24 protein-coding genes and 2 pseudogenes are annotated in these 26,222 nt (G+C 66.9%); 23 read left to right on the forward strand and 3 right to left on the reverse strand.

Translation table 11 applies throughout. From position 1 onward, the window contains the following. Nucleotides 1-3: 3 nt before the first annotated feature. The 20 genes from PAA8504_RS19935 to PAA8504_RS20030 all read left to right on the forward strand — a co-directional run bounded on the left by PAA8504_RS19935 (nt 4) and on the right by PAA8504_RS20030 (nt 19,753). Entirely contained in the window at nt 4-498 is a 495-nt protein-coding gene (locus tag PAA8504_RS19935) for a hypothetical protein (protein ID WP_108895900.1), read from the forward strand. After that, nucleotides 495-1,163 carry a hypothetical protein gene (locus tag PAA8504_RS19940; protein ID WP_108895901.1) on the forward strand — a complete coding sequence of 223 codons (669 nt, stop codon included), beginning with the start codon at nt 495-497 and terminating at the stop codon, nt 1,161-1,163. The genes PAA8504_RS19935 and PAA8504_RS19940 overlap by 4 nt, the downstream gene beginning before the upstream one ends. Then, nucleotides 1,151-2,107, forward strand: a complete 957-nt coding sequence (locus tag PAA8504_RS19945) for a hypothetical protein (protein WP_108895902.1) — start codon at nt 1,151-1,153, stop codon at nt 2,105-2,107. Before PAA8504_RS19940 ends, PAA8504_RS19945 begins: the two co-directional genes overlap by 13 nt. Next, entirely contained in the window at nt 2,104-2,658 is a 555-nt protein-coding gene (locus tag PAA8504_RS19950) for a hypothetical protein (protein ID WP_108895903.1), read from the forward strand. Before PAA8504_RS19945 ends, PAA8504_RS19950 begins: the two co-directional genes overlap by 4 nt. A 27-nt stretch (nt 2,659-2,685) precedes the next feature. Beyond that, nucleotides 2,686-3,249, forward strand: coding sequence for a hypothetical protein (locus PAA8504_RS19955; RefSeq protein WP_108895904.1), 564 nt, complete (start codon nt 2,686-2,688; stop codon nt 3,247-3,249). A gap of 4 nt (nt 3,250-3,253) precedes the next feature. After that, nucleotides 3,254-3,898 carry a hypothetical protein gene (locus PAA8504_RS19960; RefSeq protein ID WP_108895905.1) on the forward strand — a complete coding sequence of 215 codons (645 nt, stop codon included), beginning with the start codon at nt 3,254-3,256 and terminating at the stop codon, nt 3,896-3,898. Next, nucleotides 3,895-6,315 carry a hypothetical protein gene (locus PAA8504_RS19965; RefSeq protein ID WP_108895906.1) on the forward strand — a complete coding sequence of 807 codons (2,421 nt, stop codon included), beginning with the start codon at nt 3,895-3,897 and terminating at the stop codon, nt 6,313-6,315. The genes PAA8504_RS19960 and PAA8504_RS19965 overlap by 4 nt, the downstream gene beginning before the upstream one ends. Beyond that, complete coding sequence (locus PAA8504_RS19970) at nt 6,312-7,046, forward strand: ATP-binding cassette domain-containing protein (protein ID WP_108895907.1); 735 nt, start codon at nt 6,312-6,314, stop codon at nt 7,044-7,046. Before PAA8504_RS19965 ends, PAA8504_RS19970 begins: the two co-directional genes overlap by 4 nt. Then, nucleotides 7,046-8,287, forward strand: a complete 1,242-nt coding sequence (locus PAA8504_RS19975; RefSeq protein WP_108895908.1) for an FtsX-like permease family protein — start codon at nt 7,046-7,048, stop codon at nt 8,285-8,287. The genes PAA8504_RS19970 and PAA8504_RS19975 overlap by 1 nt, the downstream gene beginning before the upstream one ends. 13 nt (nt 8,288-8,300) lie before the next feature. Continuing rightward, nucleotides 8,301-10,196 carry a formylglycine-generating enzyme family protein gene (locus PAA8504_RS19980; protein ID WP_181375892.1) on the forward strand — a complete coding sequence of 632 codons (1,896 nt, stop codon included), beginning with the start codon at nt 8,301-8,303 and terminating at the stop codon, nt 10,194-10,196. A 26-nt stretch (nt 10,197-10,222) separates the two neighbouring features. Then, the gene (locus PAA8504_RS19985; protein ID WP_181375893.1) at nt 10,223-11,071 is read left to right on the forward strand and encodes a hypothetical protein; all 849 of its coding nucleotides are present in this window, start codon (nt 10,223-10,225) and stop codon (nt 11,069-11,071) included. Nucleotides 11,072-11,139: 68 nt separating this feature from the next. Then, nucleotides 11,140-11,754 (forward strand): trypsin-like peptidase domain-containing protein, encoded by a 615-nt coding sequence (locus tag PAA8504_RS19990; protein ID WP_146190545.1) that lies wholly within the window; start codon nt 11,140-11,142, stop codon nt 11,752-11,754. A 20-nt stretch (nt 11,755-11,774) separates the two neighbouring features. After that, nucleotides 11,775-12,080, forward strand: a complete 306-nt coding sequence (locus PAA8504_RS19995) for a hypothetical protein (RefSeq protein ID WP_108895911.1) — start codon at nt 11,775-11,777, stop codon at nt 12,078-12,080. A gap of 25 nt (nt 12,081-12,105) precedes the next feature. Further along, nucleotides 12,106-12,591 (forward strand): hypothetical protein, encoded by a 486-nt coding sequence (locus tag PAA8504_RS20000; RefSeq protein ID WP_108895912.1) that lies wholly within the window; start codon nt 12,106-12,108, stop codon nt 12,589-12,591. A 429-nt stretch (nt 12,592-13,020) separates the two neighbouring features. Beyond that, the gene (locus tag PAA8504_RS20005; protein WP_245897709.1) at nt 13,021-13,920 is read left to right on the forward strand and encodes an ArsR/SmtB family transcription factor; all 900 of its coding nucleotides are present in this window, start codon (nt 13,021-13,023) and stop codon (nt 13,918-13,920) included. A 104-nt stretch (nt 13,921-14,024) separates the two neighbouring features. After that, the gene (gene arfA, locus PAA8504_RS20010) at nt 14,025-15,530 is read left to right on the forward strand and encodes an arabinosylfuranosidase ArfA (protein WP_108895913.1); all 1,506 of its coding nucleotides are present in this window, start codon (nt 14,025-14,027) and stop codon (nt 15,528-15,530) included. A gap of 27 nt (nt 15,531-15,557) precedes the next feature. Beyond that, complete coding sequence (locus tag PAA8504_RS20015; protein ID WP_108895914.1) at nt 15,558-16,649, forward strand: ABC transporter ATP-binding protein; 1,092 nt, start codon at nt 15,558-15,560, stop codon at nt 16,647-16,649. Next, on the forward strand, nt 16,649-17,524 hold the full coding sequence (locus tag PAA8504_RS20020; RefSeq protein WP_108895915.1) for a carbohydrate ABC transporter permease: 876 nt from the start codon (nt 16,649-16,651) through the stop codon (nt 17,522-17,524). The genes PAA8504_RS20015 and PAA8504_RS20020 overlap by 1 nt, the downstream gene beginning before the upstream one ends. After that, nucleotides 17,521-18,360: a carbohydrate ABC transporter permease gene (locus PAA8504_RS20025; RefSeq protein ID WP_108895916.1), complete on the forward strand. Its 840-nt coding sequence runs from the start codon at nt 17,521-17,523 to the stop codon at nt 18,358-18,360. The genes PAA8504_RS20020 and PAA8504_RS20025 overlap by 4 nt, the downstream gene beginning before the upstream one ends. Before the next feature lie 85 nt (nt 18,361-18,445). Then, a complete protein-coding gene (locus PAA8504_RS20030; RefSeq protein WP_108895917.1) occupies nt 18,446-19,753 on the forward strand; it encodes an extracellular solute-binding protein in 1,308 nt (435 codons plus the stop codon). 42 nt (nt 19,754-19,795) lie between these two features. Here the strand turns inward: PAA8504_RS20030 and PAA8504_RS20035 are convergent, their stop codons facing one another. Further along, nucleotides 19,796-20,974: a replication initiation protein gene (locus tag PAA8504_RS20035; protein ID WP_108895918.1), complete on the reverse strand. Its 1,179-nt coding sequence runs from the start codon at nt 20,972-20,974 to the stop codon at nt 19,796-19,798. 549 nt (nt 20,975-21,523) lie between these two features. Here PAA8504_RS20035 and PAA8504_RS20040 point away from each other — a divergent pair. From PAA8504_RS20040 to PAA8504_RS20050, 3 genes are all read left to right on the forward strand, one after another. Next, complete coding sequence (locus tag PAA8504_RS20040; protein WP_108895919.1) at nt 21,524-22,924, forward strand: AAA family ATPase; 1,401 nt, start codon at nt 21,524-21,526, stop codon at nt 22,922-22,924. Nucleotides 22,925-22,927: 3 nt separating this feature from the next. Then, a complete protein-coding gene (locus PAA8504_RS20045; protein WP_108895920.1) occupies nt 22,928-24,040 on the forward strand; it encodes a ParB/RepB/Spo0J family partition protein in 1,113 nt (370 codons plus the stop codon). A 157-nt stretch (nt 24,041-24,197) separates the two neighbouring features. Then, entirely contained in the window at nt 24,198-24,653 is a 456-nt protein-coding gene (locus tag PAA8504_RS20050; protein ID WP_245897710.1) for a BLUF domain-containing protein, read from the forward strand. A 433-nt stretch (nt 24,654-25,086) separates the two neighbouring features. On the opposite strand, the pseudogene PAA8504_RS22990 reads toward PAA8504_RS20050, so the two are convergent. After that, nucleotides 25,087-25,830: pseudogene (locus PAA8504_RS22990) on the reverse strand (transposase); the annotation flags it as partial. A 42-nt stretch (nt 25,831-25,872) separates the two neighbouring features. Continuing rightward, a pseudogene (locus tag PAA8504_RS22995) lies at nt 25,873-26,220 on the reverse strand (tyrosine-type recombinase/integrase); the annotation flags it as partial. Between the last annotated feature and the right edge of the window lie 2 nt (nt 26,221-26,222).

Below are 26,222 nucleotides of genomic sequence, written 5' to 3' on the forward strand. Positions count from 1 at the left end.
GCCATGGCAGCCGTCCGTCAGTCCATGCGGTCGCGAAACCTTCGCAAGGCGGGACAGTTCACCGCGTTGGTGGACATCCTGTTCGCGACGATCGGCATCTTCGTGATCGTTTTCGCGCTGCAGGAACTGGCGACGCCTTCGGTATTGCGGCCCGCCCCCTACGACGCGCTGGTGCTGTGCGGTTCGGACCGCATCGTCCGCCTCCACCGGATGACGGGGGAGGTCCAGGAATTCGGCCCGCGCGATATCGCGGGACCGCTGTCAGAGGCCGTGGAAGGCCGCGGGCGGGTCCTGATCGGCCTGTCGCAGGAATGCGCGGTCGAAGCCGATGGCATCGTGGTCGCTGATCGCCTCCGCACGATGGTCAGGGATCTCTCGGATCGACGCGAAGACGGCGACACGCTCGACCTGTTCGAATTCGCCCCGCTCGGCGGGCCCGGTGCGGATGCCACGGCGCTGCTGGAACGGTTCGGTTCGGCCTCAGGGGCGGCGCAATGATCGGGATCAGGCTGATCCGTCGCGGCGCCACGCCCGGTGCCGAGTCCGAGGTCGGTATGCTCGACGTGTCGGCCAACGCGCTGGCGGTCCTGATCCTCGCGACGATGCTGGTGATTTCCGCGGCCGCGCCGCCCGTCCCGCAAGGCGAGGTCCGACGCGACGAGATACCGGACCTGTTCTACCCCTCGCCGATCGATGCCGTGCTCGCGCCCCACAGCCGGTACGTCTTCATACTTCCGTCAGGGCTGGTTGAACTGGATCTCGATGCGTTCGCCGCGACGCTGGCTGATGGCGAAATCACGGCCAAGACAGCGCAGGGCGAACTGACGCTGGTGACGGATCGACGGTCTTACCGCGATCTCAACGATTACCGGGCAAGCCTTTCCCCCGCCTGGTCCGCCCTGGCCGACGCCGCCACACCCCTTGATCAGGGCGAGGCCGCGCAGAAAGAGGCCGACACCGCCGCGGCCCTGTTCGACGACGCGGGGATTGCAACGACCTACCTCGTCGCCGCCGAAACTCTCGAGGCGTTTTCCCCGCTCTACTGGATGCTGCGAGAGGCGCGGGTGCCAATACGCTGGGTCACCGTGACGACCGGGCGCAACGTCGTTTTCCAAAGGCGGGTCGAGGACTTCGAGCGCAGGGGCCGCCAATGGCAACGATGACCGACGGACACGCGCCCCGCATCAACGACGCCCCGGGAGGATGGCGCGCGGCATGGGGCGCAGCGACCGCACTTCTGCTGGCCGCCGCCGCCCTGGTCCCGGTGCCGGAACAGACCGACGCGCAGAACCCTCCGCCGCCGCCGCCTGAATTGTCCGAAGCCCTCTCGGACGTCGAGTCGGGCGAGGCGGAAGCCGAAGCCGAGGCAGTCGCCGGCGAGGATGGGCTGGTTGCCGCCGGCACCCCTTGCATGATGCGGCACAAGCGCGTGGCCACCGGCGTGGATCGCGCGCTTCGACATCGGCTGGCGGCTGCGACGTTGGCGACCGGCCCGGACCTCAAGGAAACCCTTCTGAAGCAGATCGAAGCCGGCACGCCTCCGGGGCCTGCCACGTGGCGTCTTGCCCTGGCCCGGGCCGAGCTTGCCCTGCGCGACGGTCGATCCCGCGACGCGATTTCTCACCTGGATCGTGCTGCAGCGATCGAGATGCCCGATTGGTGCAGGGGTGACGAGCACTTCCTGCGCGCCGCCGCAACGTCCCAGTCGAAAGAGGCGGCGTCGTTGCTCGACGCGGCCGTCGCCGCCGATCCCGGTTTCTGGGCCGCACAAGAGCGTCTCGCGATCCTCTCCGCCGAAGGCACGGGGTACGACGCCGCAACCTGCGGCCGAGACGCGGCCCGGACGATCCGCGCGACGATACAGCTGGGCGCCCTGGCGACGCACGACGCGCAGTTCGAACGGCTGGAAAGGTCCCTGGTCGGGCTTGAGCCGAACGGTCGAACCGCGCTGCTTCACGGGATGATCCTGCGGCAAACGGGACGGACCGATGCCGCGCGAGATCGCTGGTCGGCGGCCTTGGCTGGCGTCGGGGCAAGCGAATGCGACGCCATGCTGCGCGTGGCCATCGAACGGATGCTGGAAACCACAAGCGAGGAAAGACCATGACCCTTCGAATGGCGGTCGCGCTTTCGGCGATGCTTTTGGCGGGCGGTGTTCCGGTCGAAAGCCGGGCGCAGGTCGGGTTCTGCGACCGCAACCTGTCGACTCTCGAAGCCGATATCGATGCGCTGGAACAGGCCTACCGGGCCTCGGACCGGCGCATGCAGGCGCTCATATCGGCGGTCGACCGGATCTATGACGACGCGATGAAGGCGGACCTGTGTCCTGAGGGCACGTCGGACCGGACCGCACAGCAGCGGACGGACGTGACGGCGTTGGCGGCGGCGGACCTGGTCGCACGGTCCGAGGCCAACCTGCAATGCAGTCAGGGCTTCGTCGGACGCGTGTCGCGGGACATCGCGAAGGCACAAGCCGCCAACGACTCGGCCATGGTGGTTCGGCTGAACAGCGTCTCGAAACGCATTCTGGACCTCGATACCCGGGCGACCCAGATCGCGATAGGTATCGCGCACCTCGCCTTGCAACAGGCGCGTCAGGTCAAGGTGCTGGACCAGGTCGACTCTCAATGCGGCCAGATGGACAGCGTCTATGAGTGAACGTCGCCCCATCGACGGTGTACGCACATGAGCGCGGTGGCCATCGGCCTCGCCGGTGCTGGCCTGGGCATTCTGGCCGCCGCCGCACGACATACATTCGCCTCGGGTCTCCTTCTGACCGGCGCGGGGATCGCTGCGCTGGTACTGTTCGCGACCGCGCCTTCCCCGTTCGCGGCGACCCTTCTGGCATCGCTCGCGGCCATCGCAATCTGGGTCGCCCAGCCGCCCGGGGGACGGGTGGCGGGGGCGTTGGCGGCCGGCGCGTGCGGCCTGCTCTGCGCCGCCGTGGCCCCCCACCTTGCCGTGCTCGCCGCCGAGCTGCCGATCGGGATCGGGTGGAAAGATCACCTCGTCCGTCCAGTCGTGGCGTTGGGCGCGGTCGTCGTCGGGGCAGGTATTGCCGGGCCCGGAGGCGGCGCGTTCGCAATCGTTGCCTGTGCCCTCGCCCTGGGGCTGCTGGATCCCGGAACAGCGACCGGCTGGCTTATCCCCGCGGCGGCAATCGGCGCATCGGTGCTGGCCCGGTCCTCGCCGCGCGGCGCCATCACCGTCCTGATCGCGATCTCCCTGCTGACATTGCCGAGAATTTGAACACATGATCAAATCGAGATACCTCCCGCTTGCCGTCCTTCTCGCGATCGCCGGGTCTGCGGCGCAGGCGCAGCAACTGCCCCAGCCGCTTGGGGACACGCCTTCCCGACCGGCCGCCGAGGGTACGCCGCAGCCATTCGCACAGACCGCCACCAGTCCGCCGGTCGTGACGCCCGAAGAGACCCCGGTCGACCCCGCCAAGGTCGCCAGCTTGCGCGCCGCCTATGAGGATCTGCGCCGGCGCGAGGCCGAAGCGGCATCGCTCTCGGCGCCCGCAACGCCCGAGACCAGCGCCGCCCGGGACGCGCTCGCCGCCCGCGCCGAAGAGCTGGATACCCTTGTTACACGCGCAACCTGGGAAGCCGACAACATGAACTGGTTCGTCGCGGACATCCGGCAGAGCGGACCCGTGGCCCTGCCGGAAGGGACGCCCGCGAACATGACCCTGTCGGTGGCGCTCGCGACGGTCCAAAAGGGCGCGCTCTCCTACCACAGCCCGCCCCCCTTCCGCGACGAAACCCTTCAAAGCTCGTTCGGCGAGCCTTCCGTCGTCCTGCGCGTGGCCGAAGCCCCGGGGGTCCAGCTTGTCTGGGTGCCCAAAGAGGGCTTCGCCTTCATGAGCGGCCAATCCCTGGAGATTTTCAGATGACCCGACATCTTCGCATCGGGACCCTGGTCCTTGCTTTCGCAGTGCCGCACGTGGCGTTGGCCCAGGGGACTCAGGCCGCCCTCGACGAGTTGCAGGACACGATCGACGCTTTCCGGTCGAATGTCGAAGCCGCCGAAAGCGGACCGTTCCCGCCCGGCAGCGAGGGCGAGGCCCGCGCGGCGCTCGCCGACCTGCGCGCGGCGATGGCACCGCAGGAAACCCGGATCGACCAGGCTGCGGAAACCCGGGATGCCGCCAGATCGCAGATCGCGGCCATGATACCCAGCCTTCCGCAATCGGCCGAGCCGGCCCCCCCCGAACCCGTCGTCGATCCCGCGCCCGAACCCGTCATCGACCCTGATGACAGGGTCGCGGACCAATCCGGCGGCGAAGAAGACGCGGACGGCAGCGCTGAGATGCCGACAGTGACTCCGCAGCCGGATCCCGCCCCCCAGCCGACACCGGGCCTGCCCAGCCTTGCCGCGCTGACCGCGCCGCTGGCCGAAGGCGACCGGGCCCGGCGTGTCCTGATCCGCCCCGACGCACAGATGCGAACCGAGGATGGCACGGAGCAATCGCTTCCGGCGTTTTCCGTTCACTACGTCTTCCACGAAGAACCCGGCGACGGTGGCGCGCTGCTGGCGATCGGTCGGACGACCCGACGGGCGGAAGGCTGGATCGAGGCCGCGCGCACCGAGGATTGGCGCACCATGCTGGTGATGTCCTACGCCCCGCGGACCGGGCGCGACCGGACGGTGTTCTTCTCCTCCGAAGATGACGTGTTCGATGTCCTCGAAGCCGGGGATGGTGCCGCCGACCGGATCGCCGAAATCCACGGTCGGATCGAGGCGGGCACCCACGATCCCGATCGGGTCGTCGCGATCGAGCCGCGCCTCGTCGTCGACTCGGTCGAGCGTCCGTATCTCATGCCGGTGCTGGATTACCGCCTGACGAACACGGCGACCCATGGCGACGTCGCCATCCTTCAGCTTGCCGCGCTCAACCGCGACAGCTCCGACGTCCGCGACGCCGGGACGCAGCCCGTGGGTCAGGATCGGATCACGGTCGAGGCGGATGCCCGCGACTTCCGCGTCGGCGTGGCCTTCGTCATCGACACGACCCGGTCGATGGGCCCCTATATCGACAAGGCGAAGACCTTCGTCCGATCCGTCTCGGACGGTCTGGCGTCGCGCGGGCTGTCGGACCGGTTCGACTTCGCGCTGGTCGGTTTTCGGGACAACGTCGAAGCCGCCAGCGACGTGGAATATCTCAGGACGATCTACCGCGACTTCGGGGGCGGTGTCGGTGACCAGACGCTGTTCGCCGATGTGGCGCGCATGGTGCCGGCCGCCGCCTCGACGGCCAACTGGCGCGAGGATGCCTTCGCCGGGATCGATCTGGCAATCTCGGATCTGAATTGGGGCGAGGTGGACACGCGGCTGGTCTTCCTGATCACCGACGCCAGCCCCCGCAGCGTGGGCGACGCGCTGGCGTCCGATCCCGGCATGGGCCCCGAGACGATCATGGCGATGGCCGCGCAGCGCAATGTCTCGCTGTTCGTCCTGCACATGCAGACCGAAGAGGCAATTTCGGTCAGCAGCAGAACCGAAGGCTACGACGACACGGCGCGGGGCGCGCAGCTTTATTCCCGACTGGCCCGGACCGGGGATGCCGCCGTCTCGAAATACTTCAAGGTCCGCGGCGCGACCGAAGAGGCGTTCGGGCAATCGCTTCAGCTGATCGCGGCCAACGTGATCGACCAGCTCGGCACCCTGTCCACCGTGGGCCAGCTGGATGCGCCGGCCGGCCCTGCGCTCTCGCCCGAGCTTGCGGCCCTGCTGGGCGGGGATGCCATCAGCGTGGACGACCCCTCAGCCTCCCCGCTGATCGCCGATGCCGTCGCCGAAGAGATTTTCCGCTACCAGACCGAGTATCTGGGCGCGCAGTCCGGAGCAGAGGCGCCCGATTTCTATCGTGGCTGGGCGGCGGATGTGGATCTTGCCAACCCCGAACGTCGCGCGCTGGATGTCAGCGTCTTCATGACCCGCGATCAGCTCAGCGATCTGGCGAACCGGCTGGAAGACATCGTCGAGCGTCTGAACGCCAAACAGCTGGGGATGGGGGATTTCTTCTCGTCCGTGCAGGCGCAGTCGGGCCAGGCAGCCGTCGACCCCGAATTCGGCACCTTCCTGCCCGCCTACCTCGACGATCTGCCCTACGGCTCGAAGTTCATCAACATGACGCCGTCGCTGTGGGACGCGCTCAGCCAGCAGGGACAGGTCGAGCTTCTGGACGAAGTCCAGGCCAAGGTCGCATCCTATCGCCGGATCTACGCCGCGCAGGATGGTTGGTTGTCCCTGGCCGGGCGGGCCGTCGGCGATCAGGTCTATCCCCTTCCGCTGCGGGACCTGCCATGACCGCCGCCGCCCTCGAGGTCGAGGGCGTCCGCCTGCGCGTCGGAGAGGTGGGCGTCTCCGAATTCGCCCTGGATCTTCCAATCCTTCGGCTGCAACCCGGCGAGCGGATCGCCGTCGTCGGACCATCGGGATGCGGCAAGTCGATGCTGCTGGAATTCCTTGCCCTGCTGATGCGACCTGAACGGGTCGACAGGTTTGTCCTTGCGACCGCGGATGACGATCGGCGCGATCTGGCCGGGGATATCGCCGCGGGTCGCATCGATGCCCTTGCCCACCTCCGGGCGGGGCCGCTTGGATACGTGCCTCAATCGGGTGGCGTCCTGCCGTTTCTGACGGCCCGCGCCCATGCGTCGTCCGGCCTGCGACTGGCGGGGCACGCGGGGAACCCGGTTGCGCGGGCGCGCTTCGACCGGCTGGCCGAAAGACTGGGCGTCGGGGCACATCTGGACAAGACCCGCGAGCAGCTTTCCGGCGGACAGCGCAAACGCGTGGCCTTGCTGGCGGGGATGTCGGTCCCGCGCCGCGTGTTGCTGGCGGACGAGCCGACGACAGGCCTGGACGCAGCGTCCGGCACGGCGGTGATGGAGCTTCTGAGCAGGCTGGCCGCGGACGAAGGCACGGCCGTCCTGATCGCCACCCATGATGCCGACACCGCGTATCGCGCAGGCTTCGCCGTCCGGCCATTGGAACATGGAGCGTTCTGGCACGAAGCCCTGCAGGTGGTCTTCTGATGCCGCGGGGGTATGGCGGGACGAAAGGCGTCCGCAGACCCGGTGTGGCGCTCGCCCTGCACTTCGCATTCGCGGACCTGTGGCACGACCGGAAGCTCAGCGTGCTGGGGGTCATCCTGCTGGCCGCGCTTCTTGCACCTCCGGTGGTGTTGCACACGCTGCAAGTCGGCCTGGTCGAAACCTGGGCCCGCGACCTTGCCGCCGATCTGCGCAACCGCGAGGTCGTCATCGTGGGCGAGCATCAGGTGGACGCCGATCTCCTCGCCGCGCTGCGGGCGTGGCCCGAGACCGGCTTTGCCGTCCCCGAGCCTTCGTTTTTCGTGACCACACAGACCGCGCGTCTCGTCGGGGGGCGGGGGTCTTCGGTCCCGCTGGACATGCGGACGACGTCGCCCGGCGATCCGGTGCTCGCACGCGCCGATCTGCCGCCCCCGGGGCAAGCGGGCCTGATCCTGTCGGCCCGCGCCGCCGCCGAGCTGAAGGCCGATCCCGGGTCGGAAATCTCGATCCTGCTGCAGCGCACGCCGACCGGCGGTGCCGTCGAGCGGCGCGAGGTGATCCTGCCCGTTGCCGGGATCCTGCCAGAGGCGCATTGGCCCGGCCGCACGGGGTTCGTGTCCGAAGGGGCGCTTCTGGGGTTCGGCGACTACCTCACCTTCAGTTCCGATACGCCGGACTACCGCGCCCCCGAAGACGACGAGCGCTGGCAAAGCCTGCGCATCTATGCCCCCGAGGTATCCCAGGCGCCCGCCTTGCGCGATCGACTGCAAAACGCGGGGTTCGAGACGCGGCTGATGACCGACCAGGTCGATCGGATCCTCCGCCTGGAGACTGGCCTGCGACAACTGTTCGGCCTGGTGCTTTCGCTCTCTGCACTGGCCTTCGTCGCGACGACGATCCTGATCCAGTGGCTGTCGGTGCTGCGCAAGCGACGGGACTTTGCCCTGATGGCCGTCCTGGGCATGTCGCGGCGGGAAACCGCCACCTTTCCGCTTGTCCAGGGGGCGACGATGACCGCCATCGCCGCCGCGCTCGCGCTGGGGCTGGCCGCCGCGATGGGCGGTTCGGTCGAAGCCATGGCGCAAGGCTACCTCGCCCAGCCGACCGAGATCGTGCGGCCGAACCTGATCCCCCTTCTCGCCGGTGCCCTGGGCGCCGTCGCACTCGGCGGCCTCGCCGGTGCGGTCGCCGTCGTCCGGCTCGGGCGGCTCGATGTGTCCCGTGCCCTCAGGGGCGACTGATTTCGGAGGCTTCATGCCGATTGAAAAGTGCAAACGTTTGGCCGGTGTCGCCGCGATCATCACCCTGATCGCCGCGCCGCTCTCCGCGCAGGAGATGCCGGCCCCTCAAGTTGCGACCGACTGGTGCCAGCTCGACGCCCCCGGACTGTTCCGCGCCGCGGCGGAGACGGACGGCGTGAAGGAATGCCCGCCTGCGCAAGATCCGGCAACCCGGCCGCGGGCGCTGGTGATCCCGTTGCCCTGCGGGCGGCATCTGGCGATGGCGCGCATCGACACGCCGGCGGGCACATTGCTCGATCACGACATCACATCGCAGGGCGGTCTGTTCGGCGGTGGTCTCAGGGAACGCTACCTTCAGGGGCGGCGGACCGAACCGGTCGCGGGCGGCTATTCGCTGCGGGGGACAGCGGGTAACCTCATCCGGCGCGCCTATTACGTCGCCTCGCATGAATGGACGGTCCTGCAGGACGCGCTGGTCACGGGGGGTGCGCTGGAAGCCTGGGCGGGGGAAAGCCGTCCGGACGCCGCGACAGATGCGGCCGCCTGCGCCGCGCACGACGCCGCTGCCGCGCGCATCACCTGGCGGGACGTCGCGCCGTCCACCGGCCTCAGCTACTTCGCAGCACAGGACCGGATGCGCGCGCTCAACGCCTACATGGTCGCCGAAAGCCGCCGCCGCATCGCCGAAGGTCAGTCCCCGCTCGTGCCATGGGAGGCAGGCTCGACCGGCTTTTTCCGGCTCCCGTCCGAGGCCGAGTGGGAATATGCCGCCCGTGGCGGGTCGGTTGGCGTCGGCGTCAATGCCGAGGTCGCCGTCTATCTCGTCCGCGATGCCGAAACGGACGGCATCCGCGCCGGAGAACTGCCCGAGATCGCCCACTTCACCGATGGAACGTCCCGGCGGACCTTCGGACCCGTGGGCGGGCGGATGCCCAACCTCGCCGGCCTTTACGACATGGTCGGCAACGCGGCCGAGATCACGCAGGATCTGTTCCGGCTGGTGCGGCCCGACATGCTGCACGGGGCGCGCGGGGGCTACGTCCTGCGCGGCGGCAACGCCCTGACGCCACCCTCGGCTCTCGGCGTGGCCCATCGTGCGGAAGCCCCGTTCTACGGCATCGATGGCGAGGTTGCACTGGCGCCCGCAGGCATCCGGCCCATGCTGGGGCCGCCGATCCTGACCGCCGGCGCCCCTGAGCCGGGGGTGTTCCGATCCGATCTGCGCAACACCCAATTCGACGCCGAGCTGGCCGAGGCACATGCCGAACTGACCAAGATCAGACAGACGCCGGGCGCCGCCTTCCGCGACGAAGCCCGGGCCCTGCTGGCCGCCGCAGGCCGCGACGGGGCGGACGACGACGAACTTCAGCGTCAGCTGGAACGCGTGGAGGTCGCGCTCGAACAATCCGAGGCCGCGATCAACGAGGCACGGCGGGCCGAGCTGGCGGCCAGCGTCCGTGCGGCGGCGACCGGCATCCTGAACATCCGCGTCAACGGCGTCATGGGGATCACCATCCTGCAACAGTTGCCGGACCTGCGCGAGATGGTCGCCTCGGACCCCGAACTGGCGCAGCATTCAGAAGGCCAGCGTCTGCGCGACGCCATCAACAGGCTCGAACGCGATCTCGATGCCCGCCTGGCAATGATCGACAGCCAGACCAGGACGGTTCTGTCACTGATCCGCTCCGTCGCGACACAGCCCGACACCCTGGCCGACGAGGTCGTCGCCGAGGTTCGCGCCGCCGTCTCGGCAGAAGGCCTGTGGCTGTACGAGGAGCGGGCCTGGCCCCTTTTCGACGAAGCGTTGCAAGAACTGCGCGAAAACCCCTCGGGCGACGTGTTCGACGCCTATCTCGCGCGCTTCGACACCGCCCGGCCGGTCAGGGACCGGCTGCGCGCAGAACAATGATCCATAAACACAGGGAGACTTTTCAGATGTCCATTTACAACATGTTGCGCCGCCCGGCCCGGATCGCCGCCCTGTGCGCCTCGATCGGCCTGATCGTCAGCGGATGCGTCGCGGTGCCCACCGAGGCCGAGCTTCAGGCGACGCGCGACGAATGCAGCCAGTTCCGCCAGCCCTTCGTCGCCATCGCCCGCGAACGCAACGAACGCATCAAGAAATGGGCCAGCGTCGGGGCCACCGCCGGCGGCGCCCTCGGGGCCAACATCGCGCGCAATCGCGGGGATAGCCCCATCGGCGGGGCGCTGGTCGGCGCGCTGATCGGGGGCATGGCCGGGGCGGGCGCCGGGTATTACTCCGACCTTCAGCGGCGCAATTCCTCGACCTCCGCGTTGCGCGGCGCGGTCAACGCAGACGCCCGCCGCGACCTGGGTCAGGCCAACCAGCTGGTCCGGAACCTCTCGTCGCTCAACAACTGTCGCCTGAACCAGATCGCGACCGTCGAACGCTCGGTCCAGCGGGGCGGCGACCGTGGATCGGCGCAGGCCACACTGAACCGGATCAAGGCGAACGTGCGCGTCGACAACCGGATCATCGACGGGGTCGTCGGCGACCTGCAACGCACCCGCAACGTCTATGTCGGCGCCCTGCGCCAGACCGGCGCGGATACGGCAGGCTTCGTCAGTTCGATCCAGCGCTACCAGCCCCAGGTCTCGACACCGCAGCGGACGGCCCTGCGCGTCAATACCGCAGCACGGCCGCGCACGAACAATCCCGTGGCCAACCTCGGCTATGTCGAGAAAGAGCTGACGGTCGGCGCACAGGCCAACGCCGAAAGCGTCAACAACCGGATCGGCGCGCTCAACGACCTGCTGATCTAGGCGGGTCCGGCACCGCCGCGGTTCCGGGCCCGGCGGTGCCATGCAATTTCCAGATCAGGGGGTGAACCGTGCGAACCATCATGGTGGCAATCTTACTCATGGCCTTGCAGGGCTGCGTCATGCCGGTCATCGGAGACGCCGACCGAACTGCGCCGGCGGACGACCTGCCACCCCGCACCGTCCAGCCTTTGCTGTTCCGGGCCGCCGATGGCACGGTCTGCAACGCCGTGCGCACCGGACCGGACACTGCCGCGACCGCCGCGCATTGTCTCGACGCGGCCAGACCCTTCACTCTCACCGGATCCGGACGGTCAGAGCCGATCCTGAGCACACGCGCCAACCCGGCCTATGGTCGGTTGGACGCGGCCATGGGGGCGGCCGCCGATCTTGCGGTCCTTCAGGTCCCCTTTGACGGTGCCGGCCGCGTGGTCATTGCCCCGATACGCCCGGGCCCCGTCGTCATTTCGGCGCGCGGCCCCGGCGGCCAACGCGAAACGCGCAGATGCGACTATCTCGGGCGCGCGGGCGGGCTGGTGGAACTTGCCTGTCCGATCCCTCTGGGCTGGTCCGGGGCCCCCGTGATCCAGGACGGCGCGCTGGTCGGTATCGTGTCGTCGCGGGGCCGCGGCGCGACGCGCGGCATCACGCAGATGGCCGACGCGGCGCGCATCGACAGCTTCTGACGGGGACCGGGGATACCGCGATGAAACGAAGATTGCGCACCGCCGTCGCCCTTCCCGCAAGCACACCGCTTCCGCTGGCCTGCCAGAAGGCCGACGAAGACCCGCGCATGTTCCTGTCCCACGCTTTGAAGGGCATGCAGACCGCGCGCAACGGGAATGCCTCGACCGTCGATCGGCCGGCCTTCCGGGTCGCGTTCGATCCGTCGATGTCGTTCGACGAACTCAGGGACTTCGCCCGCGCCGTGATCGCGGGCAAGCCTGCGTGCCGGCGAAGGACCCGAACTATAGGGCGTACCAGGCCCCGCCGAGAGCCGCCCCAAATCTAATGCAGCCAGCAAGAGGGAAGCCGACATGAAAGGCTCAATACTGGAATTCAACGTTCAGCGCAGCGAAGGCGTGATCTCGGGCGACGACGGGCAACGCTATACGTTCGCCGCTTCGGATTGGAACGCGGATGTCGTTCCGGTTGCCGGCCAGAAGGTGGACTTCGTGCAGGGAGAGGGCGCGGCCGCGCGCGACGTCTATGCCGCCGTGGGCGCGGGAAGTGCCGCGGGCGACATGTCGGGATCGATGAAGAAGGCTGTCGTCGCGATCATCTGCGCGGTCCTCGCCTTCTTCATCCCGGTGATCGGACTGGTGCTGTCGGTCGTCGGCTTGATCCTCGGGCGGCAGGCGCGCGCAACGGCGAAGGCCGAAGCCGACGACACCGCCGCGCTTCTGGCCCTGATCGCGATCATCGTCGGTGCCATCTCGCTAATCTTCGCGGCGATCGCGGTGCTGTCGGTGATGCTGTTCGGCTCGGGCCTCGCGCTGCTTGGATCAAGTTCGCTTCTTTAAGACGCCTGCGTGACGTGATGGCCCGGCATGTTCCGGGCCGTCTGGCCCGTTTCGCGGCCTGCCTCCCGTTTCGCGGTCCTGAAGACAGGACCGGGGCCCGGCTCATGGGGGTCAAGGACAGCGTTCGGCGACGATCGATCAGGCACGCCGACGCAACTCCTGCCCATCACCGTCTCGCCTGTCAGCGCACGCAGTGGCTGGAAATGCGCGCTCGGCGCCGGCATGCGGCGCACCACGACGAAATCGAACTTCGGCCTTCATTCCGCGTCGCCGCCGTAACGCTCGGATTCGCCGCGCGGTCAGGATCGCCGGCGTCGAAGCTCATGCCCGATCCACGACGGTATCCGATCGCATGCGGGGAAAGGTCGGTCATTGATCCATATCAACCCTGTTGATACGAATACCCCGACCATGACTCGAAAATACCTGATGATAACGCCCGATGACGGGCAGGACGTGCTGCGATGCCTCGCGGTTCCGGCGCGGCTCCAGATCCTCAAACTGCTGCACGCGTCCGGCGCGATGAACGTCAACGAGATCGCCGAGACGCTCTCCCTGCCCCAGTCCAGCGCCTCGATCCACGTCACCGCGCTGGAAGAGGCCGGGCTGATCATCACCACCAGCCAGAAGGCCCGGCGCGGCTCGCAGAAGATCTGCACCGCCGCCCATGCCGAGATCCTGCTCTCCTTCGGTACCCCGCGCGAGACGAACGACGCGATCGAGGTCTCGATGCCCGTGGGCCTCTATTCCGGGGCCGAGGTCCTGTCGCCCTGCGGGCTGTGTTCGGACAGCGGGATCATCGGCTATCTCGACAGTCCCGCCACCTTCCTGAACCCCGAACGGATGCGCGCGGGCCTTCTGTGGTTCACCCGCGGCCACGTGGATTATCAGTTTCCCAACAACGCCCGGATCGCGGGCCGCACCGTGACCGAACTGGAACTCAGGCTCGAACTCAGCTCCGAAGTGCCGGGAACGTCGGCCAACTGGCCCTCGGACATCACGGTCGAAATCAACGGCAAGCCCATCGGGTGCTGGACCGCGCCCGGCGATTACGGCGACCGCCGCGGGGTGCACACCCCCTCGTGGTGGAAGCTTGCCGGAAGCCAGTACGGGCACCTCAAAAGCTTCCGCGTCACCGCCGACGGCACCTATCTCGACGGCGTCCGGCTGTCGGATGTGGGCCTCGCCGCGCTGGACCTCGAATCGCACCATTCGATCCGCGTCCGCATCGCGGTGCACGACGATGCCGAACATCCCGGCGGCATCAACATCTTCGGCCGGGGCTTCGGGAACTACGACCAGGATATCGTTCTGACGCTCAATACTTAGGCGAATATCAGAATTACGGATACGAATAGTCAATTTCAGATATTGACGAAACACAGTCCCCTCCCCTAGCCTGACCCCAACGATTGAGGGGGAGGAGACCCGCAATGCGCGCACGTGTCGTTGCGAACGTGGATTTCGCGATCAGCGAAATCGACCCAAGGCTTTACGGCTCGTTCATCGAGCATCTGGGCCGCGCCGTGTACAGCGGCATCTACGAGCCCGGGCACCCCACGGCCGACGAAAACGGCTTCCGGGGCGACGTGATCGACCTGGTCCGCGACCTGGACGTGCCCATCGTCCGCTATCCGGGCGGCAACTTCGTCTCGGCCTACAACTGGGAAGACGGGATCGGCCCGAAGGAAGACCGCCCCGTGCGCCTCGACCTTGCCTGGCATACCTCGGAATCGAACGAGGTCGGCATCCACGAATTCGCCGACTGGGCCGAAGCCGCCGGGACCGAGATGATGCTGGCCGTCAACCTCGGCTCGCGCGGTCTGGACGAGGCCCGCGCCTTCGTCGAATACGTCAACCACCCCGGCGGCACCTACTGGTCCGACCTGCGCCGCAAGAACGGCCGCGAGACGCCGTGGAACGTCAAGATGTGGTGCCTGGGCAACGAGATGGACGGCCCCTGGCAGATCGGCCAGAAAACTGCCGACGAATACGGCCGCGTCGCGTTCGAGACCGCGAAAGCCCTGCGCGCCTACGACAAGACGCTGGAACTGATCGTCTGCGGCTCATCCACGCCCACGATGCCTACCTATCCCGAATGGGAGGCGACGGTCCTCGACTACACCTATGACAGCGTCGATTTCATCTCGCTGCACATGTATTTCGAAAACCACGAGGGCGACCTTCCGAAGTTCCTGTCGCTTCCCGCGCGGCTGGACGAGTATATCCAGACGGTCGCCGGCATCATTCGCATGACCAAGGCCAAGAAGCGGTCCAAGCGCGACGTCTATATCAGCTTCGACGAATGGAACGTCTGGTATCACTCGCGCGACCAGGACCGCGCGACCCTGCAGGGCGAAGACGGCTGGCCCTTCGCGCCCCCGCTTCTGGAAGATATCTACGACTTCGCCGACGTGCTTCAGGTCGGCGCCATCCTCAACACCTTCATCCGCCGCGCGGATGTGGTGAAGGTCGGCTGCCTTGCGCAACTGGTGAACGTGATCGCGCCGATCATGACGGTCAAGGACGGGCCGGCATGGCGGCAGACGACCTTCTGGCCCTATTACTTCGCCTCGCGCTACGGGCGCGGCACAGCGCTGAATCTGGCCGTGGACTGCCCCGGCTATGACAGCCCCGTCGCGCAGGACGTGCCTTACGTCGATGTCTCGGCCGTACTGGCCGAGGATGGATCGCTGACCGTCTTCCTGGTCAACCGCCACGAAACCGAGGCGATCGACCTCGACCTGGCGCTTCAGGGCCTGTCCCTGTCGCAGGTCGCCATGGACAAGGTCATCGCCGGTCACGCGCTCGACGCGACCAACGGCCCCGAGGGGGAACCGGTCGTCCCCGTCGACGGCACCGGCGCTGACATCACCGATGGCCGCCTGACGGCGCAGCTTGCCCCCCTCAGTTATCGCATGATCCGGCTGGGCCGCTAGGCACGCCGGACCGAAAGGAACCGCCCCATGTCGGCAGCGATCGACATCCGCCACCTGACCAAGCGCTTCGGCGCGCTGACGGTCCTCGACGACATCTCCCTCCAGATCGAGGACGGTGAATTCGTCGTCTTCCTCGGACCCTCGGGCTGCGGGAAATCCACGCTTCTGCGCATGATCGCCGGTCTTGAAGGCGTCGACGAGGGCGAGATCGCCCTGGGCGACCGGCGCATCGATCCCCTGCCCCCGGGCGAGCGGGGCGTCGCCATGGTCTTCCAGTCCTACGCGCTGTACCCGCACATGACCGTGCGGCAGAACATGGCCTTCGGTCTGGAAAACGTGCGCACCCCGAAGGACGAGATCGAACGCCGCACCGACGCCGCCGCGAAGATCCTCGAAATCGACCACCTTCTGGACCGCAAGCCGCAGATGCTGTCGGGCGGCCAGCGGCAGCGCGTCGCCATCGGCCGTGCCATCGTGAAGGAACCCAAGGCGTTCCTCTTCGACGAGCCCTTGTCGAATCTCGACGCGGCCTTGCGCGGCCGCACCCGTCTGGAACTGGCGCAACTGCACCAGCGTCTGGGCGCCACGATGATCTTCGTCACCCATGACCAGGTCGAGGCGATGACCCTGGCCGACCGCATCGTGGTGATGCACGACCGCAGGATCGAACAGATCGGCACCCCGATGGAGGTCTATCAGCGTCCCGCGACCAAGTTCGTCGCGGGCTTCGTCGGCTCGCCCGCGATGTCGATGCTCCCCGTCTCGGGCGTGACGCAAGGCCCCTCCGGCGCGCGGGTGACGGTCGACGGCGTGGGCGACATCGACACCGCCGTCCCCCTGCCCCCGGGCTTTGCCGCCAAGGGCGCCAGCATCGGCATCAGGGCCGAGGATACCACCCCGTCCGACACAGGCCTGCCCCTGACCGTCGACGTGATCGAACGGCTGGGCGACCGAACGCTTCTGCACGGCCACCTGCCCGACGGGTCCGAACTCGTGGCGCAGGACACCGGGCGTTCGACCGTCACGGCGGGCGACACGGTGCGCGTCGCGGTCGATCCCCACGCGGTCCATCTCTTCGACGCGGACGGCCGCGCCCACCATGCGACGGGGGCGGACTGATGGCCGCCCCGCACCGCCAGTCGCGCCTGTCGAATGCGCTTTTCGCGGCGCCCTACCTCGTCGTCTTCATCGCGCTTCTGGTCGTGCCGCTGATCTGGGGCATCTATCTCAGCCTGCAAAAGGCCGACCTTTTCGGCCTCTACGGCTTCACCGGGTGGACCAACTATGCCCGGGTGCTGAACGACGCGCTGTTCTGGCAATCGGTGCGCAACACGCTTCTCTTCGTGGTGGTCACGGTGCCGATCCTCGTCGGGATCGGCCTGTTCCTGGGCCTCGCGCTCAACGCGCGCACGGGCGGCGCGGCCTTCATGCGCGGGGTCTATTTCAGCTCGACCGTGCTGTCGGTCACCATCGTTACGCTGATCTGGCGCTTCGTCTTCATCCCCGGCGACGGTCTGCTGTCGCTGGCGTTCCAGGCGATGGGCTGGCAGCCCATCGGCTTTCTGTCGACCGAAGGCTGGTCGCTGTTCTCGGTCGGGGTGGCCACCGTCTGGTGGTGTATCGGCCTGCCGATGATCCTGATCCTGGCAGCCCTTCAACAGATCCCCGGCGACCTCTACGAGGCCGCGGCGCTGGACAACGCGTCGCGCTGGCGGACCTTCACGCGCGTCACCCTGCCCCAGATCCGGGGCACGCTGATCCTCGTGGCGACGATCCAGATCGTCATGCAGTTCCAGCTGTTCGGGCAGGCGCAGCTGATGACCAATGGCGGCCCCAACGGCACCTCGCGGCCCATGGTCCTCTATATCTACCGCGCCGCGTTCGAAAACTGGGACGTCGGCCAGGGCGCCGCCGCGTCCGAGCTTCTGTTCCTCATCATCCTCGTGGCCGCGATGGGGCAATACTGGGTCACAAGCCGGGGCCCCCGGACATGAGCGCGACGACCCCCATCCAGCACGGCCACAGCCGGACCCTGTTCTGGATCGCCGTCGCGGTCTCGGTCCTGATGTTCGCGCCGATGGCCTGGGTGCTGGTCCTGTCCTTCACCGACAACGAGGCGCTCAGCCGTGGCACCGAAGCCGCCTTCACCGGCCCCTACACGCTGAAGAACTACACCGACATCGCCGGCAATTCGGGCGTGTTCCGCTGGTTCGTCAACTCGCTGATCGTGGGTGCCGGACAGACCGCCGGCGTGCTGGTCCTGTCCTCGCTGGCGGGATACGCCTTCGGGCGGCTGGAATGGCCCGGCCGCAAGGTGATCTTCGTGATCGTGCTGTTCGGCCTCGCGGTGCCCGAACAGGCGGTCATCATCCCGCGCCACCAGATCTTCAGCACGCTGGACCTGCACAACACCTATATCGGGCTGATGCTGCCGGGCATGTCCCTGCCCTTCGGCGTCTTCCTGATGACCCAGTTCTTCCGCGCCATCCCGCCCGAGATCGACGAGGCCGCGCTTCTCGACAACGCGACGCGCTGGCGGATCTTCTGGAAGGTCCTGTTGCCGCTGACCCTGCCCGCGCAGGCGACGCTTGGCATCTTCACCTTCCTCTTCGCGTGGAACGACTACTGGTGGCCCCTGATCTCGGCCACCGACAAGGACATGTACACGCTGACCATCGGCATCGCATCCAGCCAGGTGAACTTCGCCCAGACCGAAGGCCTGGGCTTTCTGGCCGCGCAAGCGGTGTTCGCCGCGCTGCCGGTGCTGATCGTCTACATCATATTCCAGAAACACGTGGTGACCGCCGTGTCGGGCGGCGCCGTGAAGTGACGAAAGATCCGCCCCGTCCGCCAGAGGTTGGCGGCGGGGCGGCATACGACGGGGCGGGAGGCCCCGAAACCCCAGGGAGGACCCCATGAAGAAACTTCTACTGACCAGCGCCGCGGTCGCATGCCTCGCCACCGGTGCCAGCGCCCAGACCACGATCGAGCTTCAGCGCTTCTTCGGTGCCTGCGATTCCGACTACGGCGACAACACCGATGTCAGCGCGGCCGTGGGCGAATGCGGCATCATCACCTCGCTCATCAACGACTTCCAGGCCCAGAACCCCGACATCACGGTCGACGTGACCACCGTCGAATGGCCCGGCTACGACCAATTGAACGCGCAGCTGGCCAGCCGCAACGCCCCGGACGTCGTCTCGATGCACTACTCGGTGATCTCGGACTACACCTCGCGCAACCTTCTCGAACCGCTGGGCGACATCCTGTCCGAGCAGGGCATCGACACCTCGACCTTCACCGACGCCGCGCTGGCCGGCGTCACCAAGGACGGGCAGATCTACGCCCTGCCCTTCGACAACTGGACGATGCTGTGGCACGTCAACCTCAACCTCATGGAAGAGGCCGGGCTGCTGAACGACGACGGCACCCCCATTGTGCCCGGCAGCACCGACGAGTTCTTCGAACAGGCCGCCCAGTTCAAGGAGGCGACCGGCAAGCCCTATCTCGTGCAGATCCTCGCCAACGAGACGGCCGCCTACACCCGCCTGTTCTACACTTTTCTAATGCAGCAGGGCGTCGATCCCTTCACCGACCCCAACGCCGTCGACCTCACCACGCCCGAGGCGACCGCCGCGGCCGAATTCCTCAAGCGCATCTATGACGAAGGTGCGACGACCACCGACATGGACTATCCCGCCGCGGTGGCCGGGTTCTCCGGCGGGGATGGCGGCATCGGGATCAACGGCACCTGGCTGATCGGCGACTACGCCGCCCAGTCGCAGGAAGAGGGTAACGCCCTCTCGGACGGCTACACCGTCTATCCCCTGCCCCAGCTCTTCGGCGCACAGGACGCCACCTATGCCGACGGCCACGGCTGGGCCGTGCCGCGCGATCCCCGCCGTTCGGACGAGGAAGTCGCCGCGATCGGGCAGCTCATGGCCTACCTCGCCGAGAATGACGGCGAATGGGCGCGCACCGGCCACCTTCCAGCCGTCGCCTCGGTTTTTGAGACCGAGGAATTCCAGTCCCTGCCCCACCGCGACAACATCGCCGAGGTGGCCGAGACCGGGCAATCCCTCAACCCCGAGGTCCGGCGCCAGTTCGCGATCCAGGACATCATTGGGGAAGAGCTGAACTCGGCCGTGCACGGCAACAAGCCGGTGGACGAGGCGCTGTCGACCGCGCAGCAGCGCATCAACGACCTGCTCGCCAGCCTTTGACAAACGCCCCGGACCGGCGCCACCCGTGCGCGCCGGTCCGGATCAGCCTTCGGCCATCTCCTCGGGGAACAGCTCGGACCAGAAGGCATGGATGGCGCGATGGTTCATCGCCGACATCCAGCCATGCCGCTCGAAATCGTCGCGGGCGGCCCCGTCCAGACGCGACAGGAACAACCGCCGGTCCGCGTCGCGCTGCGTGGGCGACCTGCGCGCCACCACATCCGCGATCCGCTTCAGCCGCTGCGCCCGCTCGGACGTGGGTGCCGCCGATTCCGCGGGGGCTTCGGGCGTGTAATCCTCGCGCAGCGCCGCGGCCAGATAGCGGGCGGGATGGCGCACACCCCCCTGCCCCGCCACGTAGTCCAGCTTTTCGGCCACGGCCCCTTCGCCATGTTCTTTCAGCCATTGGCGCGCCAGCCGGTCGCTGACGCCCATACCGCGCAGCCGCTCATAAACCGGCGCATGGCGCAGCCCCTCGCCATCGTCCAGGTCCAGGATCCCAAGCTGCGGGTTCTTCTCGATCAGGAACCGGATCTCGGTCACCACCCTGCCCCGCTTGCGGGTTTCGGGCGTCACGACGATGTTGCTGGTCTTGTTGACCTCGGCCACCGCCGGCTTGATGATCTTCGCGTTCAGGTGCTTGAACGTCTCGTAATACGCGCTGCCCTCCACGCCCATCAGCCGCCGGAACGTCTCCAGCGGCCACCACCCGGTGCTGCCCGTCCGCACGAAGCGGTAACAGTTCTCGTACAGGGCCAGCGCGTATCCGCTGGTGAATCGGCGCTGGATGTTCAGGTTGATCAGCGCGAACACTTTCGGGTCGCGCAGCTTTTCGGCCAGCGCGGGGGAATAGGCATAGGTGCACACCCCCTCCTTCAGCGTGGCGAAAGACAACAGCGCCGAGACACCCCATTCCTGCCGCCCCTTCTCATCCAGCATGTCCCATTCGGCCACCGTCTCGGCCAGACCGCGCAGGGACGCCTTCAGCGTGTCGATATCGTTCGAATTGTACCCCACCATCAGCGCCAGCGTCCGCGCGTCGATCTGGAACTGCGCCTGCTCGCCCAGCATGTCATAGGCATTCAGCAGCAGCACGTTTGACAGCTTGCGCTGAAGCAGCGTCAGCTTGCCCGACACATGGATCGCCGCGACGTGCTTTTTCACCGCGCCCCGACGCAGCGCCCCGGTCAGGGTTTCTCTGGGGATGTCCTCGATCGTCATCGCCTGTCCTTTCACCGCCTCGGGGGGCCGCGCTCTGCCGGGCGGCTCTCCCACGCGCCCATGATGCCCCGAAAGGCACCTGAAAACAATCTTCGCTTTGGGTGCTTTTCCTGCCCCGTGTCCCATCCTGTAGACGGATACCTTAAGCGAAACGAACCCGACCGCGCGCCGCCTTAGGGACCCGTTTACGGGAATGGGCGTGCCACGGATCGCGGCGACGGCGCATTTCCGCGCCCCGCGACTCCGCTTGCGGCCCCAATCCCGCGAATCGGCACCTGTCCCCCCGTGTCCGGGGCCCCTTCATCCCGTGAACGGGTCCCTTTCGCCCCGTGGACGGGCACCTGTCGGGGCGCAAGCCATTGGCGTAATTTGGAAATTACAGAGTGAAAGATCCTAAAGAGTCTTATAGATCCTTAAACAGATACGGTGTTGCCGGGTCATATTTGACTGTTTTTCAGTCTCAGCGGCCTCGGGCCGATTCCCTCAAGCCCATTCATGTGCGATACTTGGCGCGAAGTCAGAAAAACTGACGCATATACGCGAGGCAACATGACATCATCAGGCAAGTCCGACCTGCCCCCCTTCTTCGGCCTCGATCCGGCCAAAGCGGCGGGTCAGCTCGGCGATCCCGTCGACACGGCCCGATTCGCCAAGGCGGCATCTTTCGCCGCCCGCGGCCGGGACGAGCTCGCCCGTGGCGGCCACGCCCCCGACGGTCGCAAGCGCCTGCGCCTTTTCTCCACGTGGGAGGTTTGCCGCTATCTCATCCCCGTGAATCCCGCGCATTTCCGCCGCGTGCTGAAGACCCACCCGGATCTGCCGCAGGGTACGGGCGACGGCAATTCCAAGTGGTTCTCTCTGGAAGAGGTCATGCGCCTGCGCGACCACTTCGCCACCGAAGGCGCCAAGGGCCGCGAATACCGCCCGTGGCGCCCCGAAGGCCTCGACGCCAAGATCGTCGCCGTCGCCAATTTCAAGGGCGGCGTCGGCAAGACCTCGACCTGCGCCCATCTCGCGATGAGCGCGGCCCTGGACGGCTACAAGGTGCTGGTGATCGATCTGGATTCCCAAGGCTCCATGACCTCGATCATGGGCGGTCAGGTCAAGGACGAATGGCAGACCGCCTTCCCCCTTCTCGCCCGCGATTTCGCCCGCCACCTCCAGGCCGAAAACCGCGTCCGCCAGAACGCCGGCCAGCCCCCCCTGCCCCTCGATGAAACCCTTAACGAGGCGTTAACGGTTTCGCCACGAAACCTGATCCAAAGCACCCACTGGCCCAATATCGACCTGATCGGCGCCCAGCTGAACCTCTACTGGTCCGAGTTCCAGGTCCCCGTCTGGCGCATGCAGGAACGCTCCTGGCCCCTCTGGGATGCCCTGACCAACGCCCTGGGGTCCGAGGATCTTCTGAAGGACTACGACCTCGTCCTCCTCGATACACCCCCTGCCCTCGGCTACCTCACGATCAACGCCCTCGCCGCCGCCGACATCCTCCTGATCCCCCTCGGCGCCAGCTTCCTCGAGTTCGATTCCACGGGCCGTTTCTTCGACATGCTCTACTCCACCTTCGCCTCGATCGAGGATGGCGAGAACCGCGTCCGCACCCGCCAGGGCCTGCCCGAAATGCGCTTCGAATGGGACGCCGTCCGCACCCTGATCACCCGTTTCGACGCCGCCCAGCAGACCGAGCTGGCGAACGTCATCCAAGCCTATTTCGGCGACCTGATGACCACCTTCCGCCAGGACATGACCGCCATGATCGGTCAGGCAGGCGAGCAAGTGAACGGCATCTACGAGGCCGATTACCGAGAGTTCAACCGCGATACCTATGTCCGGGGCCGCGAGACTTTCGACCAGACCTGGGCCGAGGTGAAAGAGCTGATCCTGGGCGCCTGGTGGCGGGACCAGCAGATGGCCCAGGCCGAAGACGACGCCATGAGGGAGGCCTGATCCATGGCACGACGCAGGAAGATCACCGCTCCCTCGGCCGAAGATATGGACCGGATGGAGCAGGAGTTTCGCCGCGAAACCCCCCTTGGCCCCGGCGCCGGGGCGCTGGCGCCGATCGCGCAGGTGGCGGCCGAGACGGCCGGATCCTATCAGCCTGATCCGCCCGAACTCAGGGAGGCGCAGGCCCGGGATAGCCGGGATGCCAGCCTTTATCGCAAGGCCGAGGAAGGCGGGCTGCTGATGATCGATCTTCCCCTTGGGGAAGTCGATGAGGGCGTGATGGTCCGGGACCGAACGGTGATCGATCCGTCCGAGATGGAAGAGCTGAAGCGGTCGATCCAGCGCAACGGGCTGCGGCTGCCCATCGAGGTGTATGACAAGGGTGAAGGCAGCGAACGGCGCTTCGGTCTGATCTCGGGGTATCGGCGGCTGCGGGCTGTCAGGGACCTGAACGGCCTGATGGGCCCCGAGCTGTTCGCCACGATCCGCGCCGTGGTGCGCGAGCCCGAGGAGCTGGGCGGTGCGCTGGTCGCGATGGTCGAGGAGAACGAGATCCGCGCCCAGCTGACCCATTTTGAGCGGGGCCGCATCGCCGTGGTCGCTGCCCGGCAGGACAGCTTCGGCAGCGTCGAAGAGGCCGTGAACACCCTGTTCGCAAGCGCGTCCAAGGCCAAGCGGTCGAAAATCAGATCCTTCGCGCTGGTCTACGAGGAACTGGGCGACATGCTGGACCATGCCGAAGCCCTGAAGGAAAAGGACGGGCTGCGGCTGGCGACGGCGCTGCGTCAGGGGGCCGAGCCGCCCTTGCGCGAAGCGCTGGAGGCCGGGCCGTTCGGCACCGCGGCCGAGGAATGGGCCGCGCTGGAAGCGGCGCTGGACGTGATCGAGGCGGATCAGACCCCGGTGAAATCCCGCGGCGGCCGACCGAAATCCGCGAAGCCCGGGACGCCCGCGGGGTGGGTGAGCCGCAGCAAGCTGCGCCTGTCGAACGGGATCGAGATTGCCTACGGAGCGGATGGGGACGGGCATGTCCTGAAGATCAGCGGCAAGGGCGTGGATCGCGAACTGATGGAGGCGGCGATGGCGCAGCTGGCTCATATGCTTGAAAAGCCGTGAACGGGCAGGGCGGTGCCTTATCCGGGTAAGGCGTCCGTCCCACGGGGTCGGGCGACCGGGTCAACGGCCGCGTCCGTTCGGATTGGGCGCACAGCCTTGTTGTGTTGTCGCGAGGGTCCGCTAAGCTCAGGCTGCGCGGAAGCGCGCCAATCGATATTTGATCGCTTCCGGAATTGCACGGGCAGGGGGTAAGGCCATCGCCGATCTCATCCATATTATCTATGCGTCCCAACCTTTTGGGTACGACAGCGCGATCCTGAGCAATATCCTGAACGAAGCACGCGCGTGCAACGGCCGCGATGAGATCACGGGCGCGCTCGTGTGCCGGCAGGATATCTATCTCCAGCTGCTGGAAGGTCCGTCGGAACCGGTCGAAGCGGCTTATTCGCGCATTTGTCGCGATGACCGCCATGTGGGGATCAACAAGCTGGTCAGCGGGCGGATCGAGTCGCGGATGTTCGGGAACTGGGCGATGCTGCACGACCCGGCCCGGTCCCTTATCTGGACGCAGGACCAGATTGCCGACGGCATTCTGGACCGGACACCTGCCCCCGAGATCGTCGCAATGTTCGAAAGCGTGTCCAGGAATGCGCGGCCCGAGCACCAAAGCTGACGGTTTTGCGACGGCTGTTCCGGCTGGGTCAACCGCAGCGGAGGACGAGAGAAAGACCATTCGGGACCTTCGTGTTTAGCGCGGCGAACATCCGAGTTGATGCAGGTTTCTCGGGCGCCTTGCGCGAGGTTTGAGTAAGGGGCGGCTTCGGCTGGCGTCCAAGAGGCGCTCAAGCGGGAAATCGCGGGGTCGGGATTGGGCGGACCGACCGGGTCTATGGGGATTTCAACCGCTTGATCGCCTTGGTTCCTGCCGGAAGGTCGGGGCGACTTTACGCTTGCAGGCAGGCTCAGCATGGGTTTTGCGAGCTTTGATCCACATGTGTCATATCCCGCAGACATCGACACCTTTGGCGCTACCACCATCTGGGGTGCGCGCATGTCAGTCTGGTCGCGAGCGGTTGAGATTGAGAGTCCGGTCTTTGGCGCGCGCGTCATGCAGCGGCCCTTGCTGTTCCTGGTGGTGCTCTTGGGTGTTGTTCGGGGGCGATTGTCGCGACGATGATCAACTGTCCGCCGCAACATGGGCATGGAAATGCGAGGACGCGGCGGTGCGCATCGCTTCCTTCGATCGTGTCATCGCGAACCTTGCCACGAACCGATGTTTCGGCCCCGAGAAGCTCTCTGATATTGGCGGCACGGTTGGCATTTCCGAAGAAGCCGCAGTGGCGGATGCGGCGCTGGCCCTTTGGCAGGACATGGATCAGAAACCGGCGGATGAACTCGTCGGTCCCGAGGGTCATGGTCTTGTACCGGCCGGGGTCGTTAAGGCGGCAATCCTTGACGCGGAAGGTGATGCCTTGGTCGTCCATGCGGATCAGGCGGCTGTTGGAGACCGCGACACAAATTCCCGCGGCAGGCGATCCACCCGGTGCCGTCCGCAGACAGGCCGCCTCCCGGCACGATCACGTGGACATGCGGCTCGCCCGCCTCAGCAAATTGTAGAGCTCCCGCTTGTTCTGATGGGCGATGCCGGGGATCGGCTTTGGCAACGTGAAGACCAGATGGAAATATCGCACGGGCAGCAGTTCGGCCTCACGTGCCGCCAGCCAGGCCTTTGCCGCACCCGCCTGCATTTGGGCCCGCCTGGCATTGGGGCAGTGCCTGTTGCAGCAGGAGCTGTAGGAGATGTGTTCATGCGCGCCGTCTTCGCACCGTGCGACATGACCTAGCAGCGCCTGTATGACCCGGATATCCACACCGCGCTCCAGAAGATGGGTCGCAAAGGAATGGCGCAACGTATGCAGCGTGACCGGCTTGGTGATGCCTGCCGCCCGCGCCGCTTGTTTGAACAGCCGTGAAATCTGACGGGGAGATAGGTGCTTGCCGCGATAGCCGGGGAAAATGACCCTCTCAGGCCCGGCCCCGCTTGTGTCCTGACTGGTGGGACGTTCCGCCCACCAGTCCCGCAGCAGTCCCAGAATGTCAGCGGGCAGCATCACGTTCCGATCCTTGCGACCCCTGGATTGCACGATGCGGATGATCTTCTGTTCCCCGTCAATGTCGCCGACCCGCAGCCGGACAACCTCGCCCGCCCGCATGTCGCAGCCATGGGCCAGCGACAGCATCA

Origin of the sequence: Palleronia abyssalis, assembly GCF_900302445.1 — a bacterium.
Taxonomy (GTDB): Bacteria; Pseudomonadota; Alphaproteobacteria; order Rhodobacterales; family Rhodobacteraceae; genus Palleronia; species Palleronia abyssalis.

Coding starts and splice junctions, on each gene's coding strand:
- PAA8504_RS20015 (WP_108895914.1), top strand. CDS start 15,558: ATGTCGGCAGCGATCGACATCCGCCACCTGACCAAGCGCTTCGGCGCG.
- PAA8504_RS20020 (WP_108895915.1), top strand. CDS start 16,649: ATGGCCGCCCCGCACCGCCAGTCGCGCCTGTCGAATGCGCTTTTCGCG.
- PAA8504_RS20040 (WP_108895919.1), top strand. CDS start 21,524: ATGACATCATCAGGCAAGTCCGACCTGCCCCCCTTCTTCGGCCTCGAT.
- PAA8504_RS19980 (WP_181375892.1), top strand. CDS start 8,301: ATGCCGATTGAAAAGTGCAAACGTTTGGCCGGTGTCGCCGCGATCATC.
- PAA8504_RS19945 (WP_108895902.1), top strand. CDS start 1,151: ATGGCAACGATGACCGACGGACACGCGCCCCGCATCAACGACGCCCCG.
- PAA8504_RS19995 (WP_108895911.1), top strand. CDS start 11,775: ATGAAACGAAGATTGCGCACCGCCGTCGCCCTTCCCGCAAGCACACCG.
- PAA8504_RS20025 (WP_108895916.1), top strand. CDS start 17,521: ATGAGCGCGACGACCCCCATCCAGCACGGCCACAGCCGGACCCTGTTC.
- PAA8504_RS19965 (WP_108895906.1), top strand. CDS start 3,895: ATGACCCGACATCTTCGCATCGGGACCCTGGTCCTTGCTTTCGCAGTG.
- PAA8504_RS20000 (WP_108895912.1), top strand. CDS start 12,106: ATGAAAGGCTCAATACTGGAATTCAACGTTCAGCGCAGCGAAGGCGTG.
- PAA8504_RS19935 (WP_108895900.1), top strand. CDS start 4: ATGGCAGCCGTCCGTCAGTCCATGCGGTCGCGAAACCTTCGCAAGGCG.
- PAA8504_RS19955 (WP_108895904.1), top strand. CDS start 2,686: ATGAGCGCGGTGGCCATCGGCCTCGCCGGTGCTGGCCTGGGCATTCTG.
- PAA8504_RS20035 (WP_108895918.1), bottom strand. CDS start 20,974: ATGACGATCGAGGACATCCCCAGAGAAACCCTGACCGGGGCGCTGCGT.
- PAA8504_RS20045 (WP_108895920.1), top strand. CDS start 22,928: ATGGCACGACGCAGGAAGATCACCGCTCCCTCGGCCGAAGATATGGAC.
- arfA (WP_108895913.1), top strand. CDS start 14,025: ATGCGCGCACGTGTCGTTGCGAACGTGGATTTCGCGATCAGCGAAATC.
- PAA8504_RS20005 (WP_245897709.1), top strand. CDS start 13,021: ATGATAACGCCCGATGACGGGCAGGACGTGCTGCGATGCCTCGCGGTT.
- PAA8504_RS19960 (WP_108895905.1), top strand. CDS start 3,254: ATGATCAAATCGAGATACCTCCCGCTTGCCGTCCTTCTCGCGATCGCC.
- PAA8504_RS19940 (WP_108895901.1), top strand. CDS start 495: ATGATCGGGATCAGGCTGATCCGTCGCGGCGCCACGCCCGGTGCCGAG.
- PAA8504_RS19985 (WP_181375893.1), top strand. CDS start 10,223: ATGTCCATTTACAACATGTTGCGCCGCCCGGCCCGGATCGCCGCCCTG.
- PAA8504_RS20030 (WP_108895917.1), top strand. CDS start 18,446: ATGAAGAAACTTCTACTGACCAGCGCCGCGGTCGCATGCCTCGCCACC.
- PAA8504_RS19975 (WP_108895908.1), top strand. CDS start 7,046: ATGCCGCGGGGGTATGGCGGGACGAAAGGCGTCCGCAGACCCGGTGTG.
- PAA8504_RS19950 (WP_108895903.1), top strand. CDS start 2,104: ATGACCCTTCGAATGGCGGTCGCGCTTTCGGCGATGCTTTTGGCGGGC.
- PAA8504_RS19970 (WP_108895907.1), top strand. CDS start 6,312: ATGACCGCCGCCGCCCTCGAGGTCGAGGGCGTCCGCCTGCGCGTCGGA.